We start from the raw sequence: 23,337 nt of genomic DNA, 5'->3' as shown, positions 1-23,337 counted from the left end.
AGGGCTGTGCGGGTGGCCCACAAAAAAGGCGCCGTACCGACCACCGCCCTGAAGGGCTGAGTTCGGATACGACGCCGTTGTCGTTTGGGCCTTGTCCGTCGCCGGAGGGGCTCACTGCATGGAGAGAAAGCAAGTCATATGCCAGTGTGCAGAATGTACAGCGTTGGATGATGGGTTCAGCGCTCCAGCATCTGCTTCACGTTGCTTTGCGGTATCTGCTGCTTGCGGCCCTCGCTATCGGTGAATTCGAGCATGCCGGTGTCCCTGTCCAGTTCCGGTTTGCCGTCGCTGGTGAGCATCTGGCCATCGGTGGTGGTGATGATGTACTCGCTGCTGCAACCGGCCAGGCCGAACAGGCACAGGGCGGCAATGATCCATGGCTTCATGATGGACTCCTGAATGGTTGTCGGGGGACTCCCCATTTCAGACGGTAGACGGTGGCGCATCGGCTGCAAGCGGGGTGCGGCAAAATGATCTTTGTGCGCGCGCATGAAAAAGCCCCGCACTAGGCGGGGCTCTGTCTACGGCGCTTTGATCAGGCCTGAACGACCGGGATCTTGGCGTTCGCTGCCGCTTCGCGGAAGTCGGCGATCTGGTCGAAGCTCAGGTAGCGGTAGATGTCGCCAGCCATGCTGTCGATATCCTTGGCGTAGACCATGTACTCCTCGACAGTCGGCAGCTTGCCGAGAATCGAAGCGACCGCTGCCAGTTCGGCAGAAGCCAGGTACACGTTGGCGCCGTCGCCCAGACGGTTCGGGAAGTTACGGGTCGAGGTCGATACCACGGTGGAGTTGGCAGCCACACGTGCCTGGTTACCCATGCACAGCGAGCAGCCCGGCATCTCCATGCGTGCGCCGGCCTTGCCGTAGATGCCGTAGTAGCCTTCTTCGGTCAACTGGTGAGCATCCATCTTGGTCGGCGGCGACAGCCACAGACGGGTGGGGATACCGCCCTTGACCTTGTCCAGCAGCTTGCCAGCAGCGCGGAAGTGACCAATGTTGGTCATGCACGAACCGATGAACACTTCGTCGATCTTGTCGCCAGCCACGGTGGACAGCAGGCGCGCATCGTCCGGGTCGTTCGGGGCGCACAGTACCGGCTCGTTGAGCTGGGCCAGGTCGATTTCGATAACTTCGGCGTACTCGGCGTCCTTGTCGGCTTCCATCAGTACCGGGTTGGCCAGCCAGGCTTCCATCGCCTGAGCACGACGCTCCAGGGTACGAGCATCGCCGTAGCCTTCGCTGATCATCCAGCGCAGCAGGGTGATGTTGGACTGCAGGTATTCGGCAATGGCCGCTTCCGGCAGTTTGATGGTGCAACCGGCAGCCGAGCGCTCAGCGGAGGCGTCGGACAGCTCGAACGCCTGCTCGACGGTCAGGTTGTCCAGGCCTTCGATCTCGAGGATGCGGCCGGAGAAGATGTTCTTCTTGCCTTTCTTCTCGACGGTCAGCAGGCCCTTCTGGATGGCGTAGTAGGGGATGGCATGGACCAGGTCACGCAGGGTGATGCCCGGTTGCATCTTGCCCTTGAAGCGCACCAGAACGGATTCCGGCATGTCCAGCGGCATCACGCCGGTGGCAGCGGCGAAGGCGACCAGGCCGGAACCGGCCGGGAAGCTGATACCGATTGGGAAGCGGGTGTGCGAGTCGCCACCGGTGCCGACGGTGTCAGGCAGCAGCATGCGGTTCAGCCAGCTGTGGATGATGCCGTCGCCCGGACGCAGGGATACGCCGCCACGGGTGCGGATGAAATCCGGCAGGGTGTGGTGGGTGGTGACGTCGATCGGCTTCGGATAGGCGGCTGTGTGGCAGAACGACTGCATGACCAGGTCGGCGGAGAAACCCAGGCAAGCCAGGTCTTTCAGCTCGTCGCGGGTCATCGGGCCGGTGGTGTCCTGGGAGCCGACGGTGGTCATCTTCGGTTCGCAGTAGGTGCCCGGACGCACGCCTTCGACGCCGCAGGCCTTGCCGACCATCTTCTGTGCCAGGGTGAAACCCTTGGTGCTGGCAGCAGGCTGGTCCGGCTTCTTGAACAGATCGGAAGCGCCCAGGCCCAGTTCGGCACGCGCTTTCTCGGTCAGGCCACGGCCGACGATCAGCGGAATACGGCCGCCAGCGCGGACTTCGTCGAGCAGCACCGGGGTCTTCAGTTCGAAGGTGGTGATGACTTCGTCGGTGCCGTGCTTGCAGACTTTGCCGGCATACGGGTAGACGTCGATCAGGTCACCCATGGCCAGGTTGCTGCAATCGAACTCGATCGGCAGGGCGCCAGCGTCTTCCATGGTGTTGTAGAAGATCGGAGCGATCTTGGTGCCGAAGCAGAAGCCGCCAGCACGCTTGTTCGGAACATAAGGAATGTCGTCGCCGAAGAACCACAGCACCGAGTTGGTGGCGGATTTACGGGACGAACCGGTACCGACCACGTCACCGACGTAGGCGACCGGGAAGCCCTTGGCCTTGATCTCTTCGATCTGTTTCAGCGGGCCGATGGCGCCTTGCTGCTCCGGCACGATGCCGTCGCGAGCCATTTTCAGCATGGCCAGGGCGTGCAGCGGGATATCGGGGCGCGACCAGGCGTCCGGGGCAGGCGACAGGTCATCGGTGTTGGTTTCGCCAGGGACCTTGAACACAGCCAGGCTGTACTTCTCGGCGATGGCCGGCTTGTTGGTGAACCACTCGCCATCGGCCCAGGACTGCATGACTGCCTTGGCGTTGGCATTGCCAGCCTTGGCTTTTTCGGCGACGTCGTGGAAGGCGTCGAACATCAGCAGGGTGTGCTTGAGTTGCTCGGCGGCAACGGTGGACAGAGCCGCATCGTCCAGCAGTTCGACCATGGTGGCGATGTTGTAGCCGCCCTGCATGGTGCCCAGCAGCTCGACAGCGCGTTGCTTGCTGATCAGCGGGGAAGTGGCTTCGCCCTTGGCAACGGCAGAGAGGAAACCGGCCTTGACGTAGGCAGCTTCGTCCACGCCTGGCGGTACGCGGTTGGTGATCAGGTCTACAAGGAATTCTTCTTCGCCAGCCGGCGGGTTTTTCAGCAGCTCGACCAGGCCTGCGGTTTGTTCGGCGTTCAGCGGCTGGGGCACGATACCCTGAGCGGCACGCTCTGCTACGTGTTTGCGATAGGCTTCAAGCACAGTTATTACCCTCATCAGTGGTCCCAAAGGGTTGTCCGGGACGCGATCCAGATACTCATGACCAGGCGCTTTTCGACTTTATGAGCCGATCAGCCGAGGTTTCACGAGTCTCTTGTAGAAGCTGCTTTCAAAGTTTTACGCCGGCAGGACGGTTTCTGATGAGGGCTGACGCAGACGCTCGGGGGGACTCCAAGTGGCTGCGTCGCCATCGTACCTGCAGGATCGACTGTGCTCGTGACGCTTTGAAAACAGCTTCCAACGGACATTGGCGCCGTAAAAGGCGGGCCGATTCTAATGGAAAGCGCAGATAAAGTTAAGCCGATGTCCTTGTATCGATAGGCTGCTGAGAGCGTAGGCGAGGCAGGCAATACAAGGCAAAAATGGCCGAGAAAGCGCAGTTTAGCTGTTCTAAATGAGCATTTTGAGGCCGTTTTTAACGCAGTAGTGCCAACGCAGGTAGTTTTCGGCGGCCTGTCGGCAGGGGTGATCTGGATTAGACAAAGGGCTAAGATGCCAGGCCATTCTGCTGTCTATTCTGTTTTGCCATGTCCAATCAGCGCATCAAGACGCCTTGTGTGGGGCTGTGTTCGACCGTTTACGGCGATGTCGTGTGCCGCGGTTGCAAGCGCTTCCATCATGAGGTGATCAACTGGAACAGCTACAACGATGACGAGAAGCGTGCGGTGTGGACGCGGCTGGAAGTGTTGCTGGTGCAGGTGATGACCGCCAAGGTGGAAGTGTTCGATGAGCAGCGTCTGCGTGGTCAGCTGGAGCAGCGGCAGATTCGCTTCGTGCCGCAGCAGTCGCCATATTGCTGGGCCTACCAGCTGATCGCGCGGGGCGCACGGGTGATCAATCAGCTGGAAGCCTACGGCATGGTGATGCTGCCCGAGTTTCGCAACTGGGCGCTACCTGAGCTGCGCGATGCCATCGATCGTGAGTTCTTCCTGCTCTCCGAGGCGCATTACGAGCGCTACATTGCGCCGAAGTTTTTGCGCGAAGGGCTGGAGCTGAGGGTGTAGCGCTGTTTGCAGGTTGAATAAAAATGCCGCTCGTTCAAGAGCGGCATTTTTATCGCTGCCGGTGCTTCAGCCCCGTAGGGGTGCGCTGTGCGCACCGTCTTGCACAGTAGGCTTCAGTGCCTTGGCAAGCTGCTGGTGCGCACGGCGCACCCTGCGTCCTAGCGTTGGGCGACGAGTTCTTCGAGGTGGGCGATGATTTCGTCCGGCTTGAGCACCAGTACGTCACTTTCCAGTGCGTCGAGTATGACTTCGGCCGTGTTGCCGATCAGCGCGCCGGAAAGCCCGGTGCGTGCCACGGTGCCGATCACTGTGACGGCGGCATCGAGCCGGTGGGCAACTTGTGGAATTACCACGTCGGCCGGGCCTTCGAGCACATGCAGGCGTTCGTCACTGATGTCGTACTCGGCCTGGAAGCTGCGGCACTGCTCGCGGTAGCGCGCCTCGATGGTTTCCTTGAGCTGGAAGGTCGGGTCGGCAGCTGACAGCATCGGTGTCGGATGCGCGGTAGTCACGTGCAGGGTGCCTTTGGCCAGGCCGGCGATATCGTAGCCATGGCTGATGATTCCGGCGTGCAGTGTGCGGTGCTCGCCATCGGCGTTGCCCACGTCCACTGCGGCGAGGATGTTGCCGCCAGCCCAGGGGCGCTCTGTCTTGACCATCAGTACCGGGCCTGGGCAGTAGCGCAGCAGTTTCCAGTCCTCCGGAGTGAGCAGGGCCTTTTTCAGCGGGTTGTCCGGCAGGTGTTGCTTGATCACCAGCCCGCAGCCTTCGGCCTGTTGCACGGCAATGATGGTCTGGTGCGGGTTGTCATGCCAGGACTGCTGAGTGGAGACGCTGAAACCTTCTTCGCCGAGGCTGCTGCTGAGATCTTCGAGCCAGGCGCTGTGCTCGCCTTTCTTGTCGCAGACCAGCAGGTGCAGATGCGATTGGGTGACTCCAGCTATCAGTTTTGCCCGCTTCAGTGCGAGGCTTTCGGGGTGTTGGGGTTCCATCACCACCAGAATGCTACGGATCGCTTGCATGGTCGTCTCCCTGAAAATGAATAGCGTTTATTCAACTATAGGTGCGTCGTTGAACGCGGCTTCTTGACCTGCATCAACGGCGTGCTGGTCGTCCGGCCTGCCACTCGTATAATGGCCCGCCATTTTCAACCTCGCCAGCATCTAGAGCGCTTCAAATATGATGTCAAATTCCAAGCATGTTCCGAGTAATGGTGAGGAACCTGTGTCGATCCTGCAGGAAATTATCGAGTTTCTCGGTGGCGTTGCCACGCCGGATGCCTGGCTGGATGAGGCCTTGCGCCAGCAGGAAATTCTCCTTCTCGACCACCGCAATCTGGAATACAAGGCCGCGCAGACGGCCCTGAGCCTGATGGGGCGCTACCTGACCAAGACCGAATTGACCGCGAGAATGTCGCGTTTGGCCCGTGAGGAGCTGGTGCACTTCGAGCAGGTGAGCAAGATCATCCGCGGACGTGGAATCGAGGTTCGCCATGTTTCCGCTTCGCGCTACGCCGCCGGTCTGCGCGCGTTGCTACGTGGTGGTGAAGTCGAGCGGTTGGTGGATGTGCTGGTGGTGGGCGCGTTCATCGAGGCGCGCTCATGCGAACGCTTCGCCGCGCTGGTGCCGCGTCTGGATGCCGAACTGGCCAAGTTCTACGCCGGGTTGCTGGAGAGCGAAGGGCGGCACTACCGAGGGTATCTCAAACTCGCCTACCTGTACGGCGACGCGGCCGACGTGGATGCACGTATCGAGGCGGTGCGCGCGGTGGAGCGGGAGCTGATCACTACGCCGGATGAGCAGTTTCGTTTTCACAGCGGCGTGCCTGCAGAAAGCAGCCGTGAAGCGGCCATCTGATGACTCTCTCCCATTTATGGGAGACGACTACATGGATGCAGGAGGTAGAGCGACGCAGGACGCCAAAGCCGAGGGTGCCCGAAGGGCGGGAAAGGGCGTTGCAGTCTACGCCGTTGCCCTCTCCCCCAGCCCCTCTCCCGCAAGCGGGAGAGGGGAGCAAAGCCCTGCAGTGTCGTAACCCGGATGAAATCCGGGGCGATCTTGAGGGTTGCTTCCCCGGATTTCATCCGGGCTACGGTTAGATTGGCGTGAGTTCGAACGGCGCCTGCTTGAAGCCCTCGTCATCGACCTGCAATGCCCAGCCCTGGCGGTCCCAGTCCCCCAGCACGATACGTCGTGCCGCTTGATCGTTGACTTTCAGCTCATGCACGGCAGGCCTGTGGGTGTGGCCATGAATCAGCGTGCGCACGCCATGTGCAGCCATCACCTTGATCACTTCTTCCGGGGTGACGTCGACAATCTCGCTGGCTTTCATCCGCGTTTGCGCGCGGCTTTCGTTGCGCAGCTTGCGTGCCAGCTTCTGCCGCGTGCTCAGCGGCAGGTTGCGCAGGATCAGCAGCGAGAGCGGATTGCGCAGCCAGCGCCGTAGTTTCATGTAGCTGATGTCCAGAGTGCACAGGCTGTCACCGTGCATCAGCAGCACGGGCTCGCCGTTCATCTGCAGTTTGTGTGGGTCATTCAGCAGGCTGCAGCCCGCCTCGCGGCAGAAGCGCTGCCCGATGAGAAAGTCGCGGTTGCCATGCATCAGGTAGATGCGTGTGCCTGCGTCGCTCAATTCGCGCAGGGCGCGGGCGATGTCGTGCTGGAAGGGCGTCATGCCGTCGTCACCAATCCAGACTTCGAAGAAGTCACCGAGGATGTACAGCGCCTCGGCCTGGCGTGCGCGGGTGGCGAGAAAATGCAGAAACGCCCGGGTGATGTCCGGGCGTTTCTCTTCGAGGTGCAGATCGGAGATCAGCAGGATCATCGACTTACTCGGCTACGACTTCGGCCTTCTCGATGATCACGTCGTCGACGGGTACGTCCTGGTGGCCGGATTTCATGGTGGTGGCGACGCCCTTGATCTTCTCGACCACGTCCATGCCTTCGACCACTTCACCGAACACTGCGTAGCCCCAGCCCTGTACGGTCGGTGCGCTGTGGTTGAGGAAGCCGTTGTCGGCGACGTTGATGAAGAATTGCGCGGATGCCGAGTGCGGCTCCATGGTGCGGGCCATGGCGACGGTGCCGACCTTGTTGGCGACGCCGTTGTTGGCTTCGTTCTTGATCGGTGCGCGGGTCGGCTTCTGCTTCATGCCAGGCTCGAAACCGCCGCCCTGGATCATGAAATTGCCGATCACGCGGTGGAAAATGGTGCCGTCGTAATGGCCTTCCTTCACGTATTGCTCGAAGTTGGCCACGGTTTCCGGGGCCTTGTCGGCGAACAGGTTCAGGGTGATGACGCCGTGGTTGGTGTGCAGTTTGATCATGATCGTATCCGTGATGAGGCAGGTTCGAGCCTGTGGCTCGGGGAGAAACCGCGCTTGTCAGGGTGGCATGCACCCTGTCAGGGGCTTGACAGGTTGGTTATGATACGGACTTTGCCCGAAGCGGCCTACCCTGTGCCGCGCCAGTATTGTTAAGGACACCATGAGCAAGCCTACCGTCGAAAAAGCTGCCAACTTCCTGCGCCCCATCGTCCAGGCTGATCTGGACAGCGGCAAGCACGCCAAGATCGTGACCCGCTTTCCGCCGGAGCCCAACGGCTACCTGCATATTGGCCATGCCAAGAGCATCTGCCTGAACTTCGGTCTGGCCGAAGAGTTTGGCGGCCAGTGCAACCTGCGTTTCGACGATACCAACCCGGCCAAGGAAGACCAGGAATACATCGACGCGATCAAGGCCGACGTCGAGTGGCTGGGCTTCAAGTGGGCCGGCGAGGAGCGCTACGCCTCCAATTATTTCGACCAACTGCACGCCTGGGCTATCGAGCTGATCAAGGCCGGCAAGGCCTTCGTCTGCGATCTCAATGCCGAAGAGATGCGCGAATACCGCGGCAGCCTGAACGAGCCGGGCAAGAACAGCCCGTTCCGCGAGCGCTCCGTGGAAGAGAACCTCGACCTGTTCGCCCGCATGAAAGCCGGTGAGTTCCCGGATGGTGCCCGTTCGCTGCGCGCCAAGATCGACATGGCCTCGCCGAACATCAATCTGCGTGACCCGATCCTCTACCGCATCCGCCACGCCCATCACCACCAGACCGGCGACAAGTGGTGCATCTACCCGAGCTACGACTTCACCCACGGCCAGTCGGACGCCATCGAAGGCATCACCCACTCCATCTGCACTCTGGAGTTCGAAGATCACCGCCCGCTGTACGAGTGGTTCCTGGCCAACCTGCCGGTACCGGCGCAGCCGCGCCAGTACGAATTTGCCCGGCTGAATCTGAACTACACCATCACCAGCAAGCGCAAGCTCAAGCAACTGGTGGACGAGAAGCACGTCAACGGTTGGGATGACCCGCGCATGTCGACGCTGTCCGGCTATCGCCGCCGTGGCTATACCCCGGCGTCGATCCGTGCGTTCTGTGACATGATTGGTGTCAACCGCGCCGGTGGCCTGGTGGATATCGGCATGCTGGAATTCGCTATCCGCGATGATCTGGACGCCAACGCCGCGCGCGCCATGTGCGTGCTCAAGCCGCTGAAGGTGGTGATCACCAACTATCCGCAAGGCCAGGTCGAGAATCTGGAGCTGGCGCGCCATCCCAAGCAGGACATCGGCACCCGCGTGTTGCCGTTCTCTCGCGAGATCTACATCGACGCCAGCGACTTCGAGGAAACCCCGCCGGACGGCTTCAAGCGCCTGATCCCTGGTGGTGAAGTGCGCCTGCGTGGCAGCTACGTGATCCGCGCCGACGAAGCCGTCAAGGACGCCGCCGGCAACATCGTCGAGCTGCGCTGCTCCTATGACGAGAACACCCTGGGCAAGAACCCGGAAGGCCGTAAGGTCAAGGGCGTGATCCACTGGGTGCCTGCGGCTGAGAGCGTTGAGTGCGAAGTGCGCCTGTATGATCGCTTGTTCCGCTCGGCCAATCCGGAGAAGAGCGAAGAGGGCGGCAGCTTCCTCGACAACATCAACCCGGAGTCCCTGGTGGTGCTGACCGGTTGCCGCGCCGAGCCGTCGCTGGCTCAGGCCACTGCCGATGATCGCTTCCAGTTCGAACGCGAAGGTTATTTCTGCCTGGACAAGGATTCGACCGCCGGCGCCCTGGTTTTCAACCGCACCGTGACCCTGCGCGATTCCTGGGGGCAGTAATGGCACTGTCGATCTACAACACCCTGAGCAAGGTCAAGGAAGCGTTCAAACCGCTGGAAGGCAATCACGTGCGCATGTACGTGTGTGGCATGACCGTCTATGACTTCTGCCATATCGGCCACGCCCGCGTGATGGTTGCCTTCGACGTGGTCACCCGCTGGCTGCGTCAGCGCGGCTATGACGTGACCTACGTGCGCAATATCACCGACATCGACGACAAGATCATCCGTCGCGCCAACGAAAACGGCGAATCGTTCGAGGTGCTGGTCGAGCGCATGATCGCGGCGATGCATCAGGACGAGGCGCGCCTGTCCGTGCTGCGCCCGGACATCGAGCCGCGCGCCACCGGCCATATCGCCGGCATGCACCAGATGATCCAGACCCTGATCGACAAGGGGTACGCCTATGCGCCGGGCAATGGAGACGTGTACTACCGCGTCACCCGGTTCGAGACCTACGGCAAGCTGTCGCGCCGCAAGATCGACGAGCTGAAGATCGGCGCGCGTATCGAGGTCGACGAAATCAAGGAAGACCCACTGGACTTCGTCCTGTGGAAGGCGGCCAAACCGGGCGAACCGAGCTGGGACTCGCCTTGGGGCAAGGGCCGTCCGGGCTGGCATATCGAGTGCTCGGTGATGTCCACCTGCTGCCTCGGTGAGACCTTCGACATCCACGGAGGCGGCCCGGATCTGGTATTCCCGCACCACGAGAACGAGATCGCGCAGAGCGAGGCGGCCACTGGCAAGCAGTATGCCAACGCCTGGATGCACGCTGGTGCAGTGCGCGTGGATGGCGAGAAAATGTCCAAGAGCCTGGGCAACTTCTTCACCATCCGCGAGGTGCTGGAGAAGTACCACCCGGAGGTGGTGCGCTACCTGCTGGTGTCCAGCCACTACCGCAGCCCGATCAATTACTCCGAAGAGAGCCTCAAGGAAGCCAAGGGCGCCCTGGAGCGTTTCTACAACGGCCTGAAAGGTTTGCCTGATGCTGCGCCTGCCGGTGGCGAGGCCTTCGTCGAACGCTTCGGTGCGGCGATGGACGACGATTTCAACTCGCCGGAAGCCTGCGCGGTGTTATTCGAGATGATTCGTGAGGTCAACCGCCTGCGCGAATCCGATGTGCAGGCCGCTGCCGGGCTGGCCGCTCAGCTCAAGCAACTGGCCAGCGTGCTGGGCGTGCTGCAACTCGAACCCGAGGCTTTCCTGCAGGCCGGTGCCGCCGGCAAGGTCGATGCGGCTGAGGTCGATGCACTGATCGAAGCGCGTCTGCAGGCCCGTGCCGACAAGAACTGGGCGGAATCCGACCGTATCCGCGACCAGCTCACTGCCATGGGCGTGGTGCTGGAAGACGGTAAGGGCGGCACCACCTGGCGCCTGGCCGAGTAAGCCTCGCGCTCAACGACAAAGGCCGCTCTCGAGCGGCCTTTTTCATTTTTCGGTTTCTCTTGCAGTGGGAGCGGGCTGCCGAGTCCTATAAGGGGCGGTCCAGGTAGGAAGCGAAAGTGTGGCGGTCAGATTTCTCATAACTTTTGCCGATGCGACAGTCAGTTACGCCAGTTCGACAGCTCGTCCGCCAACTGTGCTGCTGACGGGCGCTTTTCGTTAGTATGCGCGCCTTGTCGTGTCCGTGGCGCCACAAGCGCCTGGCGATGCCTGCAGTGGTTCGAGCCAAACGCTCGGGCGACGTTTCCCCGATCCCTCAAGGAAACCCCCGCAACTCTTCGATTTCCTGCTTGTGGTATTTCCCTTTATGACTCGTTTGAAAGGCTCAGACCTCCTGGCTCTCGGCTTCATGACATTTGCGTTGTTTCTAGGCGCAGGCAATATCATCTTCCCGCCCAGTGCTGGTCTTGCCGCCGGGGAGAATCTGCTTCCCGCAGCACTCGGCTTCCTGCTGACCGGTGTCGGCTTGCCGCTATTGACTGTGGTTGCCCTGGCCCGGGTGGGCGGCGGTATGGACCTGCTCACTGCTCCCCTGGGTAAGGTGGCGGGTGCAATCCTCGCGGTAGCGGTTTACCTGGCTATCGGCCCGCTGTTCGCCACGCCGCGTACTGCTGTGGTGTCCTTCGAGATGGGTATTGCGCCATTCACCGGTAACGAAGGTGCGCCGCTATTGATTTATACCCTGGTGTATTTCCTGGCCGTGCTGTTCCTCTCGCTCAATCCCGGTCAACTGGTGGACCGTATCGGTAAGTTCATCACGCCGGTACTGCTGGCTGCACTGCTGGTGCTGGGCGGCGCTGCGCTGTTCGCGCCAGCTGGCGAGATTGGCGTGGTAGCCGACAGCTACCGCGAGGCGCCGCTGGTGCAGGGCTTCCTGCAGGGCTACCTGACCATGGACACCCTGGGCGCACTGGTGTTCGGCATCGTGATCGCCAGCGCCATTCGCGATCGTGGTGTCAGCGACGCCGGCCTTATCACGCGTTATTCGGTAATCGCCGGCGTTATCGCGGCCATCGGTCTGTCACTGGTGTATCTGGCGCTGTTCTATCTCGGCGCTACCAGCCAAGGCATTGCGGGTGATGCGCAAAATGGCGTGCAGGTGCTGACCACCTACGTGCAGCACACCTTCGGCACTGCCGGCAGCCTGCTGCTGGCCGTTGTCATCACTTTGGCCTGTATGACCACCGCGGTTGGCCTGTTGACGGCCTGTGGCGAGTTCTTCAGCAAATTGCTGCCGGTTTCCTACCGCAGCGTGGTGATTCTGTTCGGTGTGTTCAGTCTGGTGGTGGCCAATCAGGGCCTGACTCAACTGATCAGCTTCTCGATTCCGGTTCTGGTGGGCCTGTATCCGCTGGCTATCGTGCTGGTCGCCCTGAGCCTGGCCAACCGCCTGTGGGTTTCCCAGTCACTGGTGTTCGTGCCGGTGATGGCCGTTACGCTGGTATTCGGCGTTGCCGACGGTGTTGCCGCGACCCCCTGGGCCGACAAGGTTCCAGCCTGGTTCGGGCAACTGCCTCTGGCCGGCCAGAGTCTGGGCTGGTTGCTGCCGGTGGCGGTGACACTGGTTCTGGTGGTGGTTATCGACCGCATTCTGGGCCTGCGTCAGAACGCCACCACTGCGTAAGACGCGCTCGAAACAAAACAAGGCTGCCCACGAGGCGGCCTTTTTTGTCGAACAAGAAAACAGGCAGCCTGGCTATAATCCGCAGCAGTCTTACAAGGAGTTGGCATGCTCAACAGCTATCCGTACCTGCCTCATTTCCTGGCCGCTCTCTGGTTCGTTGTATGCTGGGGCGGCTACACCCGCTATGCCTCCCTGAAGGCACGAACCACGCCCTGTCTGGCCAGCGTCCTGCACTTGTATCGTGAAGACTGGATGCGCCGCATGCTGCTTCGCGACAATCGCATTGCCGACGCCAACGTGATTGGCAACCTCGAACGCAACGCCTCGTTCTTCGCTTCCAGCACGCTGATTATCCTCGCTGGTATCCTCACCGTGCTCGGCGCCTCCGATCGTGCCCTGTCGCTGCTGGCCGACATTCCCTTCGTGCAACAGGCCAGCCGTGGGCTATCCGAGATCAAGCTGCTGTGCCTGGGCATCATCTTCGTTTATGCCTTCTTCACCTTCAGCTGGTGCATGCGCCAGTACAACTTCGCAGCGGTGCTGGTGGGCTCGGCGCCGATGGTGGGGGAGCGGCATGTCACCGAGCAGGAGCGCAAGGCTTTCGCAGAGCGCACAGCGCGGGTGATCTCGATGGCCGCCAACCAGTTCAACTTCGGTTTGCGCGCTTACTATTTCGGTATGGCAACCCTGGCCTGGTTCATCAACCCCTGGTTCTTCATGCTGGTGACTGCTGGCGTGGTCGTGGTGCTGTATCGCCGAGAGTTCCATTCGGATGTGCTGGAAGTGATGGTGTATACCCCAACACCGGCCGCCGAGGTGGCCAAGGAGAAGAGTGAATGAGTCTGCCGTTCTGGTGCGTCTTTATCAGCGCCTTGTTGATCTTCATCGCCAAGGCCCCGGTGGCCAAGGCCATGGCCAAGGAGGGCGGTGGTCGTTACGACAACCATCACCCACGCGCCCAGCAGGCGCGTCTGACGGGGTTCGGCGCGCGTGCCCTGGCGGCGCATTTGAACAGCATCGAGGCCTTCCCACTGTTCGCGGCAGGTGTGCTGATGGCACACACCACGCAGACTTACGGCTTTCTGATCGACATTCTGGCCATCACCTTCGTCGTCAGTCGCGTGCTGTACCTGCTGTTCTACTGGTGGGATCTGCACTGGCAGCGCAGTCTGGTATGGGTGGTGGGCCTGGCCTGTAGCCTGCTGCTGATGATCAGCCCAGCGCTGAAATGAAAGAAGGCCCGCATTGCGGGCCTTCCTGATTTTGAATGGAGGTTACTGGCCGTCGACTGCGTCTTTGGCTTCGTCGCCGGCATCCTCGATGGCGTCGGCCGCATCGCTGGCCGCATCCTCAATTTTCTCGCCAGTGGTAGGTTCATTACCCAAGGCTTCGTTGGTCTTCTGTTCGATGGCGTCGCCGGTGTCTTTGGCTGCATCGCCCAGGTTCTCCATCGCTTCGGAGACTGACTCCTTGGCCGACTCCATCTTGTCTTCCGGGGTTTTCTCGCAGGCGGCGAGACCCAGGGCAGTGGCAAGCAGCAGGGCATAAGTCAGAGGTTTGTTCACGGTCATCACTCCATGTGTGAGAGTTATAAGTGGCTGGGCTGACCCCAGAGCACACAGTCACTTCGAATGTCGGCGATGCCAATAAGTTCCCCTGGACTTGAGAGCAAGCCCCGGACGGGTGTTAGTCCGGGCGCAAGGCGCTATCATGCGCAGCCTTTTTTCGCGGCAGAGCAGCAGTGTGATGAGTGAGCAGTCGATCGAGGAGCGGGCGCAGCGGTTTCTGGCCGCGTTGCGTCATTGTCAGGTGCTGGGCATGAGTGTCGAGTCGGCCGATGGCAAAGGACTGACGCTGCGCTTGCCGTACGCGCCGCATATTGTCGGCAATCCGGACACTGGTGTGATCCACGGTGGCGCCATTACCACGCTGATGGACACCACCTGCGGTATCTCCACAGTCTGCGTACTGCCGGAATTCGAGATCTGCCCGACACTCGATCTGCGCATCGATTACATGCACCCGGCCGAGCCGGGCAAGGATGTATTCGGTTTCGCCGAGTGTTATCGGGTCACGCCCAACATCATCTTCACTCGTGGCTATGCCTATCAGGACGACCCCGAGCAGCCGATTGCCCACGTGGTTGGTGCCTTCATGCGCATGGGCAAGGCAGTGCAGGGCAGCGGTGAGCTGAAGCAGAATATCCAGCAAGGCGGTGACGCATGAGCGAGCTGAGCCTGGAGCAACTGGTGGCGCGTGCGCATCAGCAGAACGATTATGACCCGCTGATCAATCTGATCCCCTACGCCAAGCTGCTGGGTATCGAATGCCTGCGCCTGGGTGACGACATGGTCTTTCGCCTGCCTGCCAACCGCGACTGCATCGGTAACCCGGTACTACCGGCGTTGCATGGTGGCGTAATCGCCGGTTTCATGGAACACGCAGCCATGCTTCATTTATTGATGTTCATGGGCATTCCACATTTGCCCAAAATCATCGACTTCTCGATAGATTACCTGCGCGCCGGCCATTATCGTGACACCTATGCGCAGTGCCAGGTCTGGCGGCAGGGGCGTCGGGTGGCCAACGTGGCGATCACCGCCTGGCAGACCAAACAGACCGAACCGATTGCCACCGCCCGTGCCCACTTCAAGGTCGATGAGCCCTGAGTTCTTGAGACTTGCCTGGCGATTGGGGCGGATCGGCAGCGCAGCGAAATCATGACAAGGACCCTGTAGATGGATGCGTTGCTGATAATTGGTGGCCTGGTGCTGATGCTGGCCGGTCTGGTATGGCTGGTCATGCGCGCGTTCGCCACCAGTCTGTTGTGGGGCTGGGGCAGTCTGATCCCCCCGCTCACCTTGATCTACATCGTGCGCCACTGGCGGAGAGCCCGTAGCGCGGTCACTCTCATCGGGCTTGGCATCATCCCGCTGGTGGTGGGCTTGACCTTGCTGGCCAGCAAGGATGCCGAGCGTTTGGCGGCGATCGTCCGTCTGGACTGGCTCAAGCCCGAGGTGCAGGTGCCGGCAGAGCTGGCCATCAATCTGGACGGTGAGCTAAACGGCCAGCCATTTCGCCCGCAGCAGGGTGAACTGATCGATGGTGTGTTGGTGCTACGTGAAGGCCTGGACTTCTTCGCCCTGCGCGAACTGAGTATCCGCCTGCCGCAGCCAGTCGATGGTCGGGTGCGTATCGACGTATTGCCCCAGGATAGCGGTAACCTGCCAGAGGTAGAGCTGAACTGGCTGTTGCCGGAACAGGATCTGCCCGAGGCTCGTCGCCTGAGTCGCGGTTACACCCTGCATCTGGACCTGCTGCCGCAGGAACCGAATCGTCTGGTTGGCGATTTCCACTTGGTCATGCCGCCACGATTCAAGACCAGCCTGAGTGGCCGGGTGGAGCTGTATCGTGATCGCCTGCGCTATGTCGATGGCAAGGTCGATACCCGGTACGACTCGCGTGACACCATCGCCCATGTCCTGCAGGACTATCTGCAGCGACGTTTCGCTACGCGCGAGGTGCGCGAGTTGAAACTGCCGGTGTTCACCTTCGAGGGCGATACCCTGGAATTGCAGGTCGATGCGCAGATCGACGGGCGCGACGAGCGCTTGCCAATTCGTTTGCACAAGCGCTCTGAGCAAGGCTGGGTGGTGGAGGGTGATCGCTTCCCGGCATTGCCCTCCGTTGCGGCCAAGCAACCGGCACAACAAGCTGAAGCGACTGCTGTCGAGGAGCGCCTGAGTCGTCCGGTCGACCGTCGTCAGCGTTTCAGCCTGGCACGTTTGCAGCGCAACCCGGAGCAGTACCGCAACCTCAGCATGCGCCTGAGCCGCGCCAGTGGCGGCACGGTGGAGGGGCGTTTCGTCGGTGTCGATAGTGACGGCAGCATTCGCCTCAGTCAGCAGATGGGCAGTGGTGGCGGCCAGGCCAGCTTCAGCTTCAAGCCGGAAGAAATCGGTCGCCTGGAACTGCTGGAGCCGTAGGGCGGGTGCAATCCACCATATTCGGCTTGCACGTGGTTTTTACCTGCCCGAGACGATGATGCGCCTGCTCCAAGCCCTTGAAATTCATCCAGCAGGCCCCATCTGTAGGTCATCGCCGCGATAGCGGTTCCTGTCCTACAGATGGAGTTAGCAGACCATGAGTGTGGAAACTCAAAAAGAAACCCTGGGCTTCCAGACCGAGGTGAAGCAACTGCTTCACCTGATGATCCATTCCCTGTACTCGAACAAGGAAATCTTCCTGCGCGAGTTGATCTCCAACGCTTCCGACGCCGCTGACAAGCTGCGTTTCGAGGCGCTGGCCAAGCCGGAGCTGCTCGAAGGTGGCGCCGAGCTGAAGATCCGCCTGTCCTTCGACAAGGATGCCAAGACCGTCACCCTCGAAGACAACGGCATCGGCATGAGCCGCGAGGAAGTCATCGCGCACTTGGGCACCATCGCCAAGTCCGGCACTTCCGACTTCCTGAAGAATCTGTCCGGCGACCAGAAGAAGGATTCGCACCTGATCGGCCAGTTCGGTGTGGGCTTCTATTCGGCCTTTATCGTCGCGGACAAGGTCGAGGTGTTCAGCCGCCGAGCCGGCAGCCCTGCCAGCGAAGGCGTGCACTGGTCGTCCGCAGGCGAGGGCGAGTTCGAGGTGGCGAACATCGAGAAAGCCGAGCGCGGCACCCGCATCGTCCTGCATCTGAAGAGTGGCGAAGAAGAGTTCGCCGACGGCTGGCGCCTGCGCAACATCGTCAAGAAGTACTCGGATCACATTGCGCTGCCCATCGAACTGCCGAAGGAACATCACGGTGAAGACAAACCGGCGGAGGTCGAGTGGGAAACCGTCAACCGCGCCAGCGCCCTGTGGACCCGTCCGCGTACCGAGATCAAGGACGAGGAATACCAGGAGTTCTACAAGCACGTCGGCCATGACTTCGAGAACCCGCTGAGCTGGAGCCACAACAAGGTCGAAGGCAAGCTGGAGTACACATCTCTGCTCTACGTGCCGGGGCGTGCGCCGTTCGACCTGTACCACCGCGAAGCGCCCAAGGGCCTCAAGCTCTACGTGCAGCGCGTATTCATCATGGATCAGGCCGATCAGTTCCTGCCGTTGTACCTGCGCTTTATCAAAGGTGTGGTCGATTCCAATGACCTGTCACTGAACGTCTCCCGCGAGATCCTGCAGTCCGGCCCGGTCATCGACTCGATGAAGTCGGCACTGACCAAGCGTGTGCTGGACATGCTGGAGAAGCTGGCCAAGGACAAGCCGGACGACTACAAGACCTTCTGGAAGGCCTTTGGCCAGGTGCTCAAGGAAGGCCCGGCGGAAGACTTCGCCAACAAGGAGAAGATCGCCGGTCTGTTGCGTTTCGCCTCCACCGCAGGCGAAGGCGACGAGCAATCGGTTTCGCTGGCCGACTACCTGGGCCGCATCAAGGAAGGTCAGGACAAGATCTACTTCCTCACGGGCGAAAGCTACGCGCAGATCAAGAACAGCCCGCATCTGGAGGTCTTCCGCAAGAAGGGCATCGAAGTGCTGCTGCTCACCGATCGCATCGACGAGTGGCTGATGAGCTACCTGACCGAGTTCGACGGCAAGCAGTTCGTCGACGTGGCCCGTGGTGACCTGAACCTGGGTGAGCTGGACTCGGAAGAGGACAAGAAGGCGCAGGAAGAAGTCGCCAAGGCCAAGGAGGGGTTGATCGAACGCCTCAAGGGTGCCCTGGGTGAGCAGGTCGCCGAGGTTCGCGTCTCCCATCGCCTGACCGACTCGCCGGCGATTCTCGCCATCGGTGAGCAGGATCTCGGTCTGCAGATGCGCCAGATTCTCGAGGCCAGCGGGCAGAAGGTTCCGGATGCCAAGCCGATCTTCGAGTTCAACCCCGCGCACCCGCTGATCGAACGTCTGGATGCCGAGCCGGACGAGGACCGCTTCACCGATCTGTCGCATATTCTCTTCGATCAGGCCGCGTTGGCCGCGGGTGACAGCCTGAAAGATCCTGCCGCTTACGTGCAGCGTCTGAACAAGTTGTTGGTGGAACTTTCTGCCTGATAGATCAGGTATTGGAACAAGCCCGCTTCGGCGGGCTTTTCTATGAGCGCGATTGATCGGCTTTAATTGACAAGCGCGACCCTGTCGTTTCAGATGCTGGCAATTGGCTGGCTTTCTGCAGTGCCTTGGGGTGGTATGTCGATTTTCGAGTTGTTCTTCTTGATGGGCGCGGACCCGAGTGTCCTTGTGCTAAGTAGTTACGACACTTCCCTTGTGCTGCTGTCGCTGGCTATTGCCGTATTCGCCGCCGGCATGGCGCTGCAGCTGGCCGGTGAAGCGCGCGACAGTTCGCATCCGGTCGCCAGGCAAATCACCATTCTCACCGGTTCGCTCGCGCTTGGCGGCGGCATCTGGTCCATGCATTTTCTCGGCATGCTCGCCTTCGAACTGTGTGCGGCGGTGCGATTCGATCTGGGCATCACGCTACTGTCGATGCTGCCGAGCCTGGCTGCTTCATGGGTCGCGCTGAGCCTGCTGGCGCGGCGTGACTTGAGCCTGTTGCAGCTGTGTGTAGGTGGTGTACTGGTCGGGGCCGGTATCGGAGCCATGCACTACAGCGGTATGGCGGCGATGCAGATGGCGCCGCTGCTGCGCTATGACCCCTGGATGTTCGCCCTGTCCATGGTCGTTGCCGTCGCCCTGGCCATTCTGGCGTTGTGGGTACGCTTCGGTCTGGAGGGGCGTTTGCCGACATTGTGGGCGCTTCTGCTCAGCGCCCTGGTGATGGGCCTGGCAATCAGTGGCATGCACTATACCGGCATGGCGGCGGCGCGTTTCGTCGGTACGCCGGAGTCCGAGGCTCCGATGGCAGTGGTCGACAGTGGTTATATCGCCATTGCCATCACGCTGCTGACCGTCGCTCTGACGGTCTTCGTGGTAGCGGTCAATACGCTGCTGCGTTACCGCCGCATGAGTCTTCAACTCAAGGCCAGCGAGCAGCATTTGCGCTCGATCTTCGATACGGCTCTGGATGCCATCATCACCGTCGATCACACCGGCACCCTGCGCTCGGCCAATCGAGCGGTCTCGCGTCTGTTTGGCTGGGCACCGCAAGAACTGGTGGGCACGCACATGCGCTCACTGATGCCGGCTCGCTACATTGAGCAGGTCGAAGTCCTACTGGCCGATTACCTCAGGACAGGTCGCCTGACGATGCCGGCTGGTGAGCAGGAACTGATGTGTCTGACCCGTGACGGCAACGAGAAATCGGTACGCATCAGCGTTGGTATCACCCATTCAGGTAGTCGTCCGCTGTTCGTGGTATTCGTCGCCGATATCAGCGAGAGACATGCCATGGAGAAGGCCCTGCGTGACAGCGAGCAGCAGTACCGTTCGTTGATCAGCAACATTCCTGGTGTGTCGTTCCGCTGCACGCTGGATCAAGACTGGACCATGATATTTATCAGCGATGCGGTGCAGCCCCTCACCGGTTGGAGTGCGGAGGATTTCATCAGTCGCCGCTGTTCGATTGCCGATATGTATCACCCGGACGACTATCAGCGAGTCGCAGACGAGGTGATGCAGGCCATCGAGCAAGGCCGCAACTACGTCGTCGAATACCGCTTGTTCGACCGCGATGGCGCGGAACACTGGATCTGGGAGAGTGGTAGCGCAGTTTGCGACGAAAACGGTTTGCCGCGCTGGATCGATGGCGTATTGCTCGACCAGACCGAAACCAAGCGGCGCAATGCCGAATATGAAGGCAAGGTCACTGCGATCAGCAAGGCGATGGCTTTGATCGAGTTCGACCTCGAGGGCAAGATCCTCGACATCAATGACAATGCACTGGCGTTGTTTGGTTATGCCAAGGAGGAGGTGGCAGGGCGCCACCACGGCATGTTCTGCGATCCTGAACTGGTGGCGAGCGATGCTTATCGCCAGGGCTGGATGGATCTGCGTGCAGGTCATTTTCGTGCAGGTGAATACCACCGCTTTGGCAAGGGAGGACGGGAAGTCTGGATTCAGGCCAGCTACAACCCTATCCTCGATACCGACGGCAAGCCGTTCAAGGTCGTCAAGTTGGCGACCGACCTGACCCCGCGCCGGGTCATGGAACAGGATCTGCGGGCTGCCCGTGATCGCGCCGAGGCCGCCGCTGCTGCGCGCAGCAGCTTCCTTGCCAACATGAGCCATGAAATTCGTACGCCGATGAATGCCATCATCGGTTTTACCGATCTGCTGCTGGAAACGCCGCTTTCCAGCGAGCAACGTCGCCATCTGAGCACCGTACAGCATTCGTCGCGTTCGTTGCTGGGCTTGCTCAATGACATCCTCGACACGGCCAAGCTCGACCGTGGTGCCATCGAACTGGAACAACTGGATTTCTCTCTGCGCGAGCTGTGCGAGCAGGTGCTTGCGACGCAGCGGCTGACGGCCGAGGGCAAAGGCCTGCAGCTGCATCTGGATTACCCGGCAACGACCCACGAGTTCTTCTGTGGTGACCCACTGCGTTTGCAACAGGTCCTGACCAACCTGCTCGGTAATGCGGTCAAGTTCACCCTGCACGGCGAGGTTCGCCTGAAAGTGACGGGTGAGCCGGGCGCCATGCGCCTGGCGGTGAAGGACACCGGCATCGGCATCGCGGCCGACCGCCTGGAGAAAATCTTCGAGCCTTTCGCTCAGGCTGACGCCTCGATGAGCCGGCGCTTTGGCGGTACCGGTCTCGGCACCACCATCTCCCGGCAACTGGTCGAGTTGATGGGAGGACGCTTGCGGGTCGAAAGCACCGAGGGGCAGGGCAGTTGCTTCAGCGTCGAGTTGCCGCTGCGTGCCGGCAAGCGTCTGGCCTCGCAGCAACGTGCCGTGCTGCCTGAGCTGGGGCAGTTGAACATTCTTGCGGCCGATGACGTGCCGCAGAACCTCGAACTGCTGCAACTGACCCTGGAGCATTTCGGCCATCGCGTACATGGCGTCGCCGATGGTGAAGGCGCACTGCAGGCATTTACCCAGCATCGCTTCGATCTGATCCTGATGGATGTGCAAATGCCCGGTGTAGACGGCCTTGAAGCCTCGCGGCGGATTCGTCAGCTGGAAGCGGCCGAGGCACGAGAGCCGATTCCGATCATTGCCCTGACCGCCAGCGTGCTCGACCAGGATCGTCAGGCAGCGCTGGACTCGGGTATGAATGGCTTTGCTTCGAAGCCACTGGATGTCAACGCGCTGCTCTGGGAAATCGCCCGACTGCTCGGGCTGACCGATGTACCCAGCGCAGTGGTCAGTGCCACCCGGGTTGCCGACGATGGCCTGTTCGACTGGGTCCGTGGCAGCAGCCTGTGGGGCGGGCCGTTACGCATGGCGCAGGCGATCAATACCTTCATTGCCGAACAGCATGATTTGGCGGCGCGTCTCACCCAACTGCTGAAGGCGCGCGACTGGCGCGAGGGTGAGGCTCAGGCGCATCGTCTGCACGGCGCCGCCGGTAACTTGGCGATGAGCGGACTAGCCAGCCTGGGGCAGTTGGTCGAGCGGGCGTTTCAGGCTCAGGACGAGCAGGCTTTACCTGCACTGATCGCGGAACTTGAGCAGGCTCTTCTGACCGTCAAGGAGGTGGTGCCGCAGGTGCCTGAGGCCGTCTCTTCGGTTGAAAGCTCGGCTGTCGACTTGCGCTCGCTGCGTGAACAGGCCAGTCAGCTGCGACAGGCGCTGCAGCGGGGCGGCCTGGATGATGAAACCCTTGCCGTCATGGAGCAGGCCGCCAGGGGTACAGCCTATGGCACCGCTCTGAACGAAATGCGTCAGGCGCTGGATGACTTCGATTTCGATCAGGCCCTGCTGGTGCTCGATCAACTTTTGCTGCAACTGCAAGACGAGGAAACGACCCCATCATGACCCTGGTTGCCGATACGCGTCCGCTGTTGCTGCTGGTCGATGACGAACCCACCAACCTGCAGGTGCTGCGCCATATCCTGCAGGAGGACTATCGCCTGCTGTTCGCCAAGGAGGGGGGGCGCGCGCTGGAAATGGCCGAACGTGAACGGCCCGACCTGATCCTGCTCGATGTCATGATGCCGGGCATGACTGGCTACCAGGTATGCGAGCAGCTCAAGGGCAGTCCTCAGCTGAAGACGATTCCGGTGATTTTCGTGACCGCTCTGGGCGATGTCGAGGACGAGGCGCGTGGTTTCGAGGTTGGCGCGGTGGACTACATCACCAAGCCCGTCAGCCCGCCCATCGTACGTGCCCGGGTGCGCACTCATCTGTCGCTGGTGCGTGTCGATGAACTCAGGCAGACCCGCTTGCAGATCGTCCAGCGGTTGGGCATGGCTGCCGAGTACAAGGACAACGAGACCGGCTTGCACGTCATTCGCATGAGCCATTTCTCCAAGGTGCTGGCGCTGGCCGCCGGCTTCAGCGAGAGCGCGGCCGAGGAACTGCTCAACGCGGCGCCGATGCACGATGTCGGCAAGATCGGTATTCCCGATGCGGTGCTGCGCAAACCGGGCAAGCTGGACGAGGAGGAATGGCAGGTGATGCGCCAGCACGTGGAGATCGGTGCGCGGATCATCGGCGAGCACAGCTCGGGACTGTTGCGCACGGCGCAACGCATTGCCCTGTCGCACCATGAGAAGTGGGATGGCAGCGGTTATCCGAACGGTCTGAGTGGTGAGGAAATTCCCCTGGAGGGCCGCATCGTCGCTATCGCTGACGTGTTCGATGCGCTGACCAGCGTGCGCCCCTACAAGCAGGCCTGGTCCGTGGAGGATGCGGTCGTTTTCCTGCGTGATCAGAGTGGGCGCCACTTCGATCCACGCCTGGTCGAGCTGTTCATCGCTTGCCTGCCCGAGATTCTGCAGATCAAGGAACGCTGGGCCGAACAACCTGCCGCTTGAAACCTCTTGTCTGAAACACGCCCCCTATCGATTTGGTCATTGCCGACGGTGAGGCTATTGTTAGCGCCTACCATTGCCAAGAGCAGGCCTC

At 61.0% G+C, this 23,337-nt stretch carries 19 protein-coding genes; 13 read left to right on the top strand and 6 right to left on the bottom strand.

The window, feature by feature from the left end; translation table 11 throughout:
* Window positions 1-176 precede the first annotated feature (176 nt).
* Together H3221_RS21030 and acnB are read right to left on the bottom strand one after the other, a co-directional pair.
* Window positions 177-386 carry a YgdI/YgdR family lipoprotein gene (locus tag H3221_RS21030; protein WP_122109788.1) on the bottom strand — a complete coding sequence of 70 codons (210 nt, stop codon included), beginning with the start codon at window positions 384-386 and terminating at the stop codon, window positions 177-179.
* A 149-nt stretch (window positions 387-535) separates the two neighbouring features.
* Complete coding sequence (acnB, locus tag H3221_RS21025) at window positions 536-3,136, bottom strand: bifunctional aconitate hydratase 2/2-methylisocitrate dehydratase (protein ID WP_196476099.1); 2,601 nt, start codon at window positions 3,134-3,136, stop codon at window positions 536-538.
* Window positions 3,137-3,681: 545 nt separating this feature from the next.
* Here acnB and H3221_RS21020 point away from each other — a divergent pair.
* Complete coding sequence (locus tag H3221_RS21020) at window positions 3,682-4,158, top strand: DUF1289 domain-containing protein (protein ID WP_160018225.1); 477 nt, start codon at window positions 3,682-3,684, stop codon at window positions 4,156-4,158.
* Between the two features lie 158 nt (window positions 4,159-4,316).
* On the opposite strand, the gene H3221_RS21015 is transcribed toward H3221_RS21020, so the two are convergent.
* Window positions 4,317-5,180, bottom strand: a complete 864-nt coding sequence (locus H3221_RS21015) for a universal stress protein (RefSeq protein ID WP_196476060.1) — start codon at window positions 5,178-5,180, stop codon at window positions 4,317-4,319.
* A gap of 157 nt (window positions 5,181-5,337) precedes the next feature.
* Between H3221_RS21015 and miaE the strand changes: the two genes are divergently transcribed.
* Window positions 5,338-6,015, top strand: a complete 678-nt coding sequence (miaE, locus tag H3221_RS21010) for a tRNA-(ms[2]io[6]A)-hydroxylase (protein WP_196476059.1) — start codon at window positions 5,338-5,340, stop codon at window positions 6,013-6,015.
* 238 nt (window positions 6,016-6,253) lie between these two features.
* Here miaE and lpxH read toward each other — a convergent pair whose 3' ends face one another.
* Window positions 6,254-6,982, bottom strand: coding sequence for a UDP-2,3-diacylglucosamine diphosphatase (gene lpxH / locus H3221_RS21005; RefSeq protein ID WP_196476058.1), 729 nt, complete (start codon window positions 6,980-6,982; stop codon window positions 6,254-6,256).
* 4 nt (window positions 6,983-6,986) lie between these two features.
* The gene (locus H3221_RS21000; protein ID WP_074678802.1) at window positions 6,987-7,484 is read right to left on the bottom strand and encodes a peptidylprolyl isomerase; all 498 of its coding nucleotides are present in this window, start codon (window positions 7,482-7,484) and stop codon (window positions 6,987-6,989) included.
* 160 nt (window positions 7,485-7,644) lie between these two features.
* Between H3221_RS21000 and H3221_RS20995 the strand changes: the two genes are divergently transcribed.
* The 5 genes from H3221_RS20995 (at window position 7,645) to H3221_RS20975 (ending at window position 13,607) form a co-directional block, all read left to right on the top strand.
* Window positions 7,645-9,309 (top strand): glutamine--tRNA ligase/YqeY domain fusion protein, encoded by a 1,665-nt coding sequence (locus H3221_RS20995; protein WP_196476057.1) that lies wholly within the window; start codon window positions 7,645-7,647, stop codon window positions 9,307-9,309.
* A complete protein-coding gene (cysS, locus tag H3221_RS20990) occupies window positions 9,309-10,694 on the top strand; it encodes a cysteine--tRNA ligase (protein ID WP_074914758.1) in 1,386 nt (461 codons plus the stop codon). Before H3221_RS20995 ends, cysS begins: the two co-directional genes overlap by 1 nt.
* 364 nt (window positions 10,695-11,058) lie before the next feature.
* Window positions 11,059-12,375 (top strand): branched-chain amino acid transport system II carrier protein, encoded by a 1,317-nt coding sequence (gene brnQ, locus H3221_RS20985; protein WP_196476056.1) that lies wholly within the window; start codon window positions 11,059-11,061, stop codon window positions 12,373-12,375.
* A 105-nt stretch (window positions 12,376-12,480) separates the two neighbouring features.
* The gene (locus tag H3221_RS20980; RefSeq protein WP_074914762.1) at window positions 12,481-13,215 is read left to right on the top strand and encodes a DUF599 domain-containing protein; all 735 of its coding nucleotides are present in this window, start codon (window positions 12,481-12,483) and stop codon (window positions 13,213-13,215) included.
* Complete coding sequence (locus tag H3221_RS20975) at window positions 13,212-13,607, top strand: MAPEG family protein (RefSeq protein WP_196476055.1); 396 nt, start codon at window positions 13,212-13,214, stop codon at window positions 13,605-13,607. Before H3221_RS20980 ends, H3221_RS20975 begins: the two co-directional genes overlap by 4 nt.
* Window positions 13,608-13,649: 42 nt before the next feature.
* Here H3221_RS20975 and H3221_RS20970 read toward each other — a convergent pair whose 3' ends face one another.
* Window positions 13,650-13,946: a hypothetical protein gene (locus H3221_RS20970; protein WP_003460576.1), complete on the bottom strand. Its 297-nt coding sequence runs from the start codon at window positions 13,944-13,946 to the stop codon at window positions 13,650-13,652.
* A 175-nt stretch (window positions 13,947-14,121) separates the two neighbouring features.
* On the opposite strand from H3221_RS20970, the gene H3221_RS20965 reads away from it, so the two are divergent.
* The 6 genes from H3221_RS20965 to H3221_RS20940 all read left to right on the top strand — a co-directional run bounded on the left by H3221_RS20965 (window position 14,122) and on the right by H3221_RS20940 (window position 23,246).
* Window positions 14,122-14,601, top strand: a complete 480-nt coding sequence (locus tag H3221_RS20965; RefSeq protein ID WP_196476098.1) for a PaaI family thioesterase — start codon at window positions 14,122-14,124, stop codon at window positions 14,599-14,601.
* Window positions 14,598-15,044: a PaaI family thioesterase gene (locus H3221_RS20960; RefSeq protein ID WP_021489256.1), complete on the top strand. Its 447-nt coding sequence runs from the start codon at window positions 14,598-14,600 to the stop codon at window positions 15,042-15,044. Before H3221_RS20965 ends, H3221_RS20960 begins: the two co-directional genes overlap by 4 nt.
* Before the next feature lie 69 nt (window positions 15,045-15,113).
* On the top strand, window positions 15,114-16,361 hold the full coding sequence (locus tag H3221_RS20955; RefSeq protein ID WP_196476054.1) for an MFS transporter: 1,248 nt from the start codon (window positions 15,114-15,116) through the stop codon (window positions 16,359-16,361).
* A 157-nt stretch (window positions 16,362-16,518) separates the two neighbouring features.
* Window positions 16,519-18,417 carry a molecular chaperone HtpG gene (gene htpG / locus H3221_RS20950; RefSeq protein WP_160018214.1) on the top strand — a complete coding sequence of 633 codons (1,899 nt, stop codon included), beginning with the start codon at window positions 16,519-16,521 and terminating at the stop codon, window positions 18,415-18,417.
* A 186-nt stretch (window positions 18,418-18,603) separates the two neighbouring features.
* Window positions 18,604-22,245 (top strand): PAS domain S-box protein, encoded by a 3,642-nt coding sequence (locus H3221_RS20945; protein WP_224490716.1) that lies wholly within the window; start codon window positions 18,604-18,606, stop codon window positions 22,243-22,245.
* Window positions 22,242-23,246 (top strand): response regulator, encoded by a 1,005-nt coding sequence (locus H3221_RS20940; RefSeq protein WP_196476052.1) that lies wholly within the window; start codon window positions 22,242-22,244, stop codon window positions 23,244-23,246. Before H3221_RS20945 ends, H3221_RS20940 begins: the two co-directional genes overlap by 4 nt.
* Window positions 23,247-23,337: the final 91 nt, after the last annotated feature.

The sequence above is a fragment of the Pseudomonas chaetocerotis genome, assembly GCF_015712105.2.
In the GTDB taxonomy this organism is placed as follows: domain Bacteria; phylum Pseudomonadota; class Gammaproteobacteria; order Pseudomonadales; family Pseudomonadaceae; genus Aquipseudomonas; species Aquipseudomonas chaetocerotis.
The sequence above is the reverse complement of the archived record's forward strand: the minus strand, read 5'-3'. Positions and strand labels throughout refer to the sequence as shown.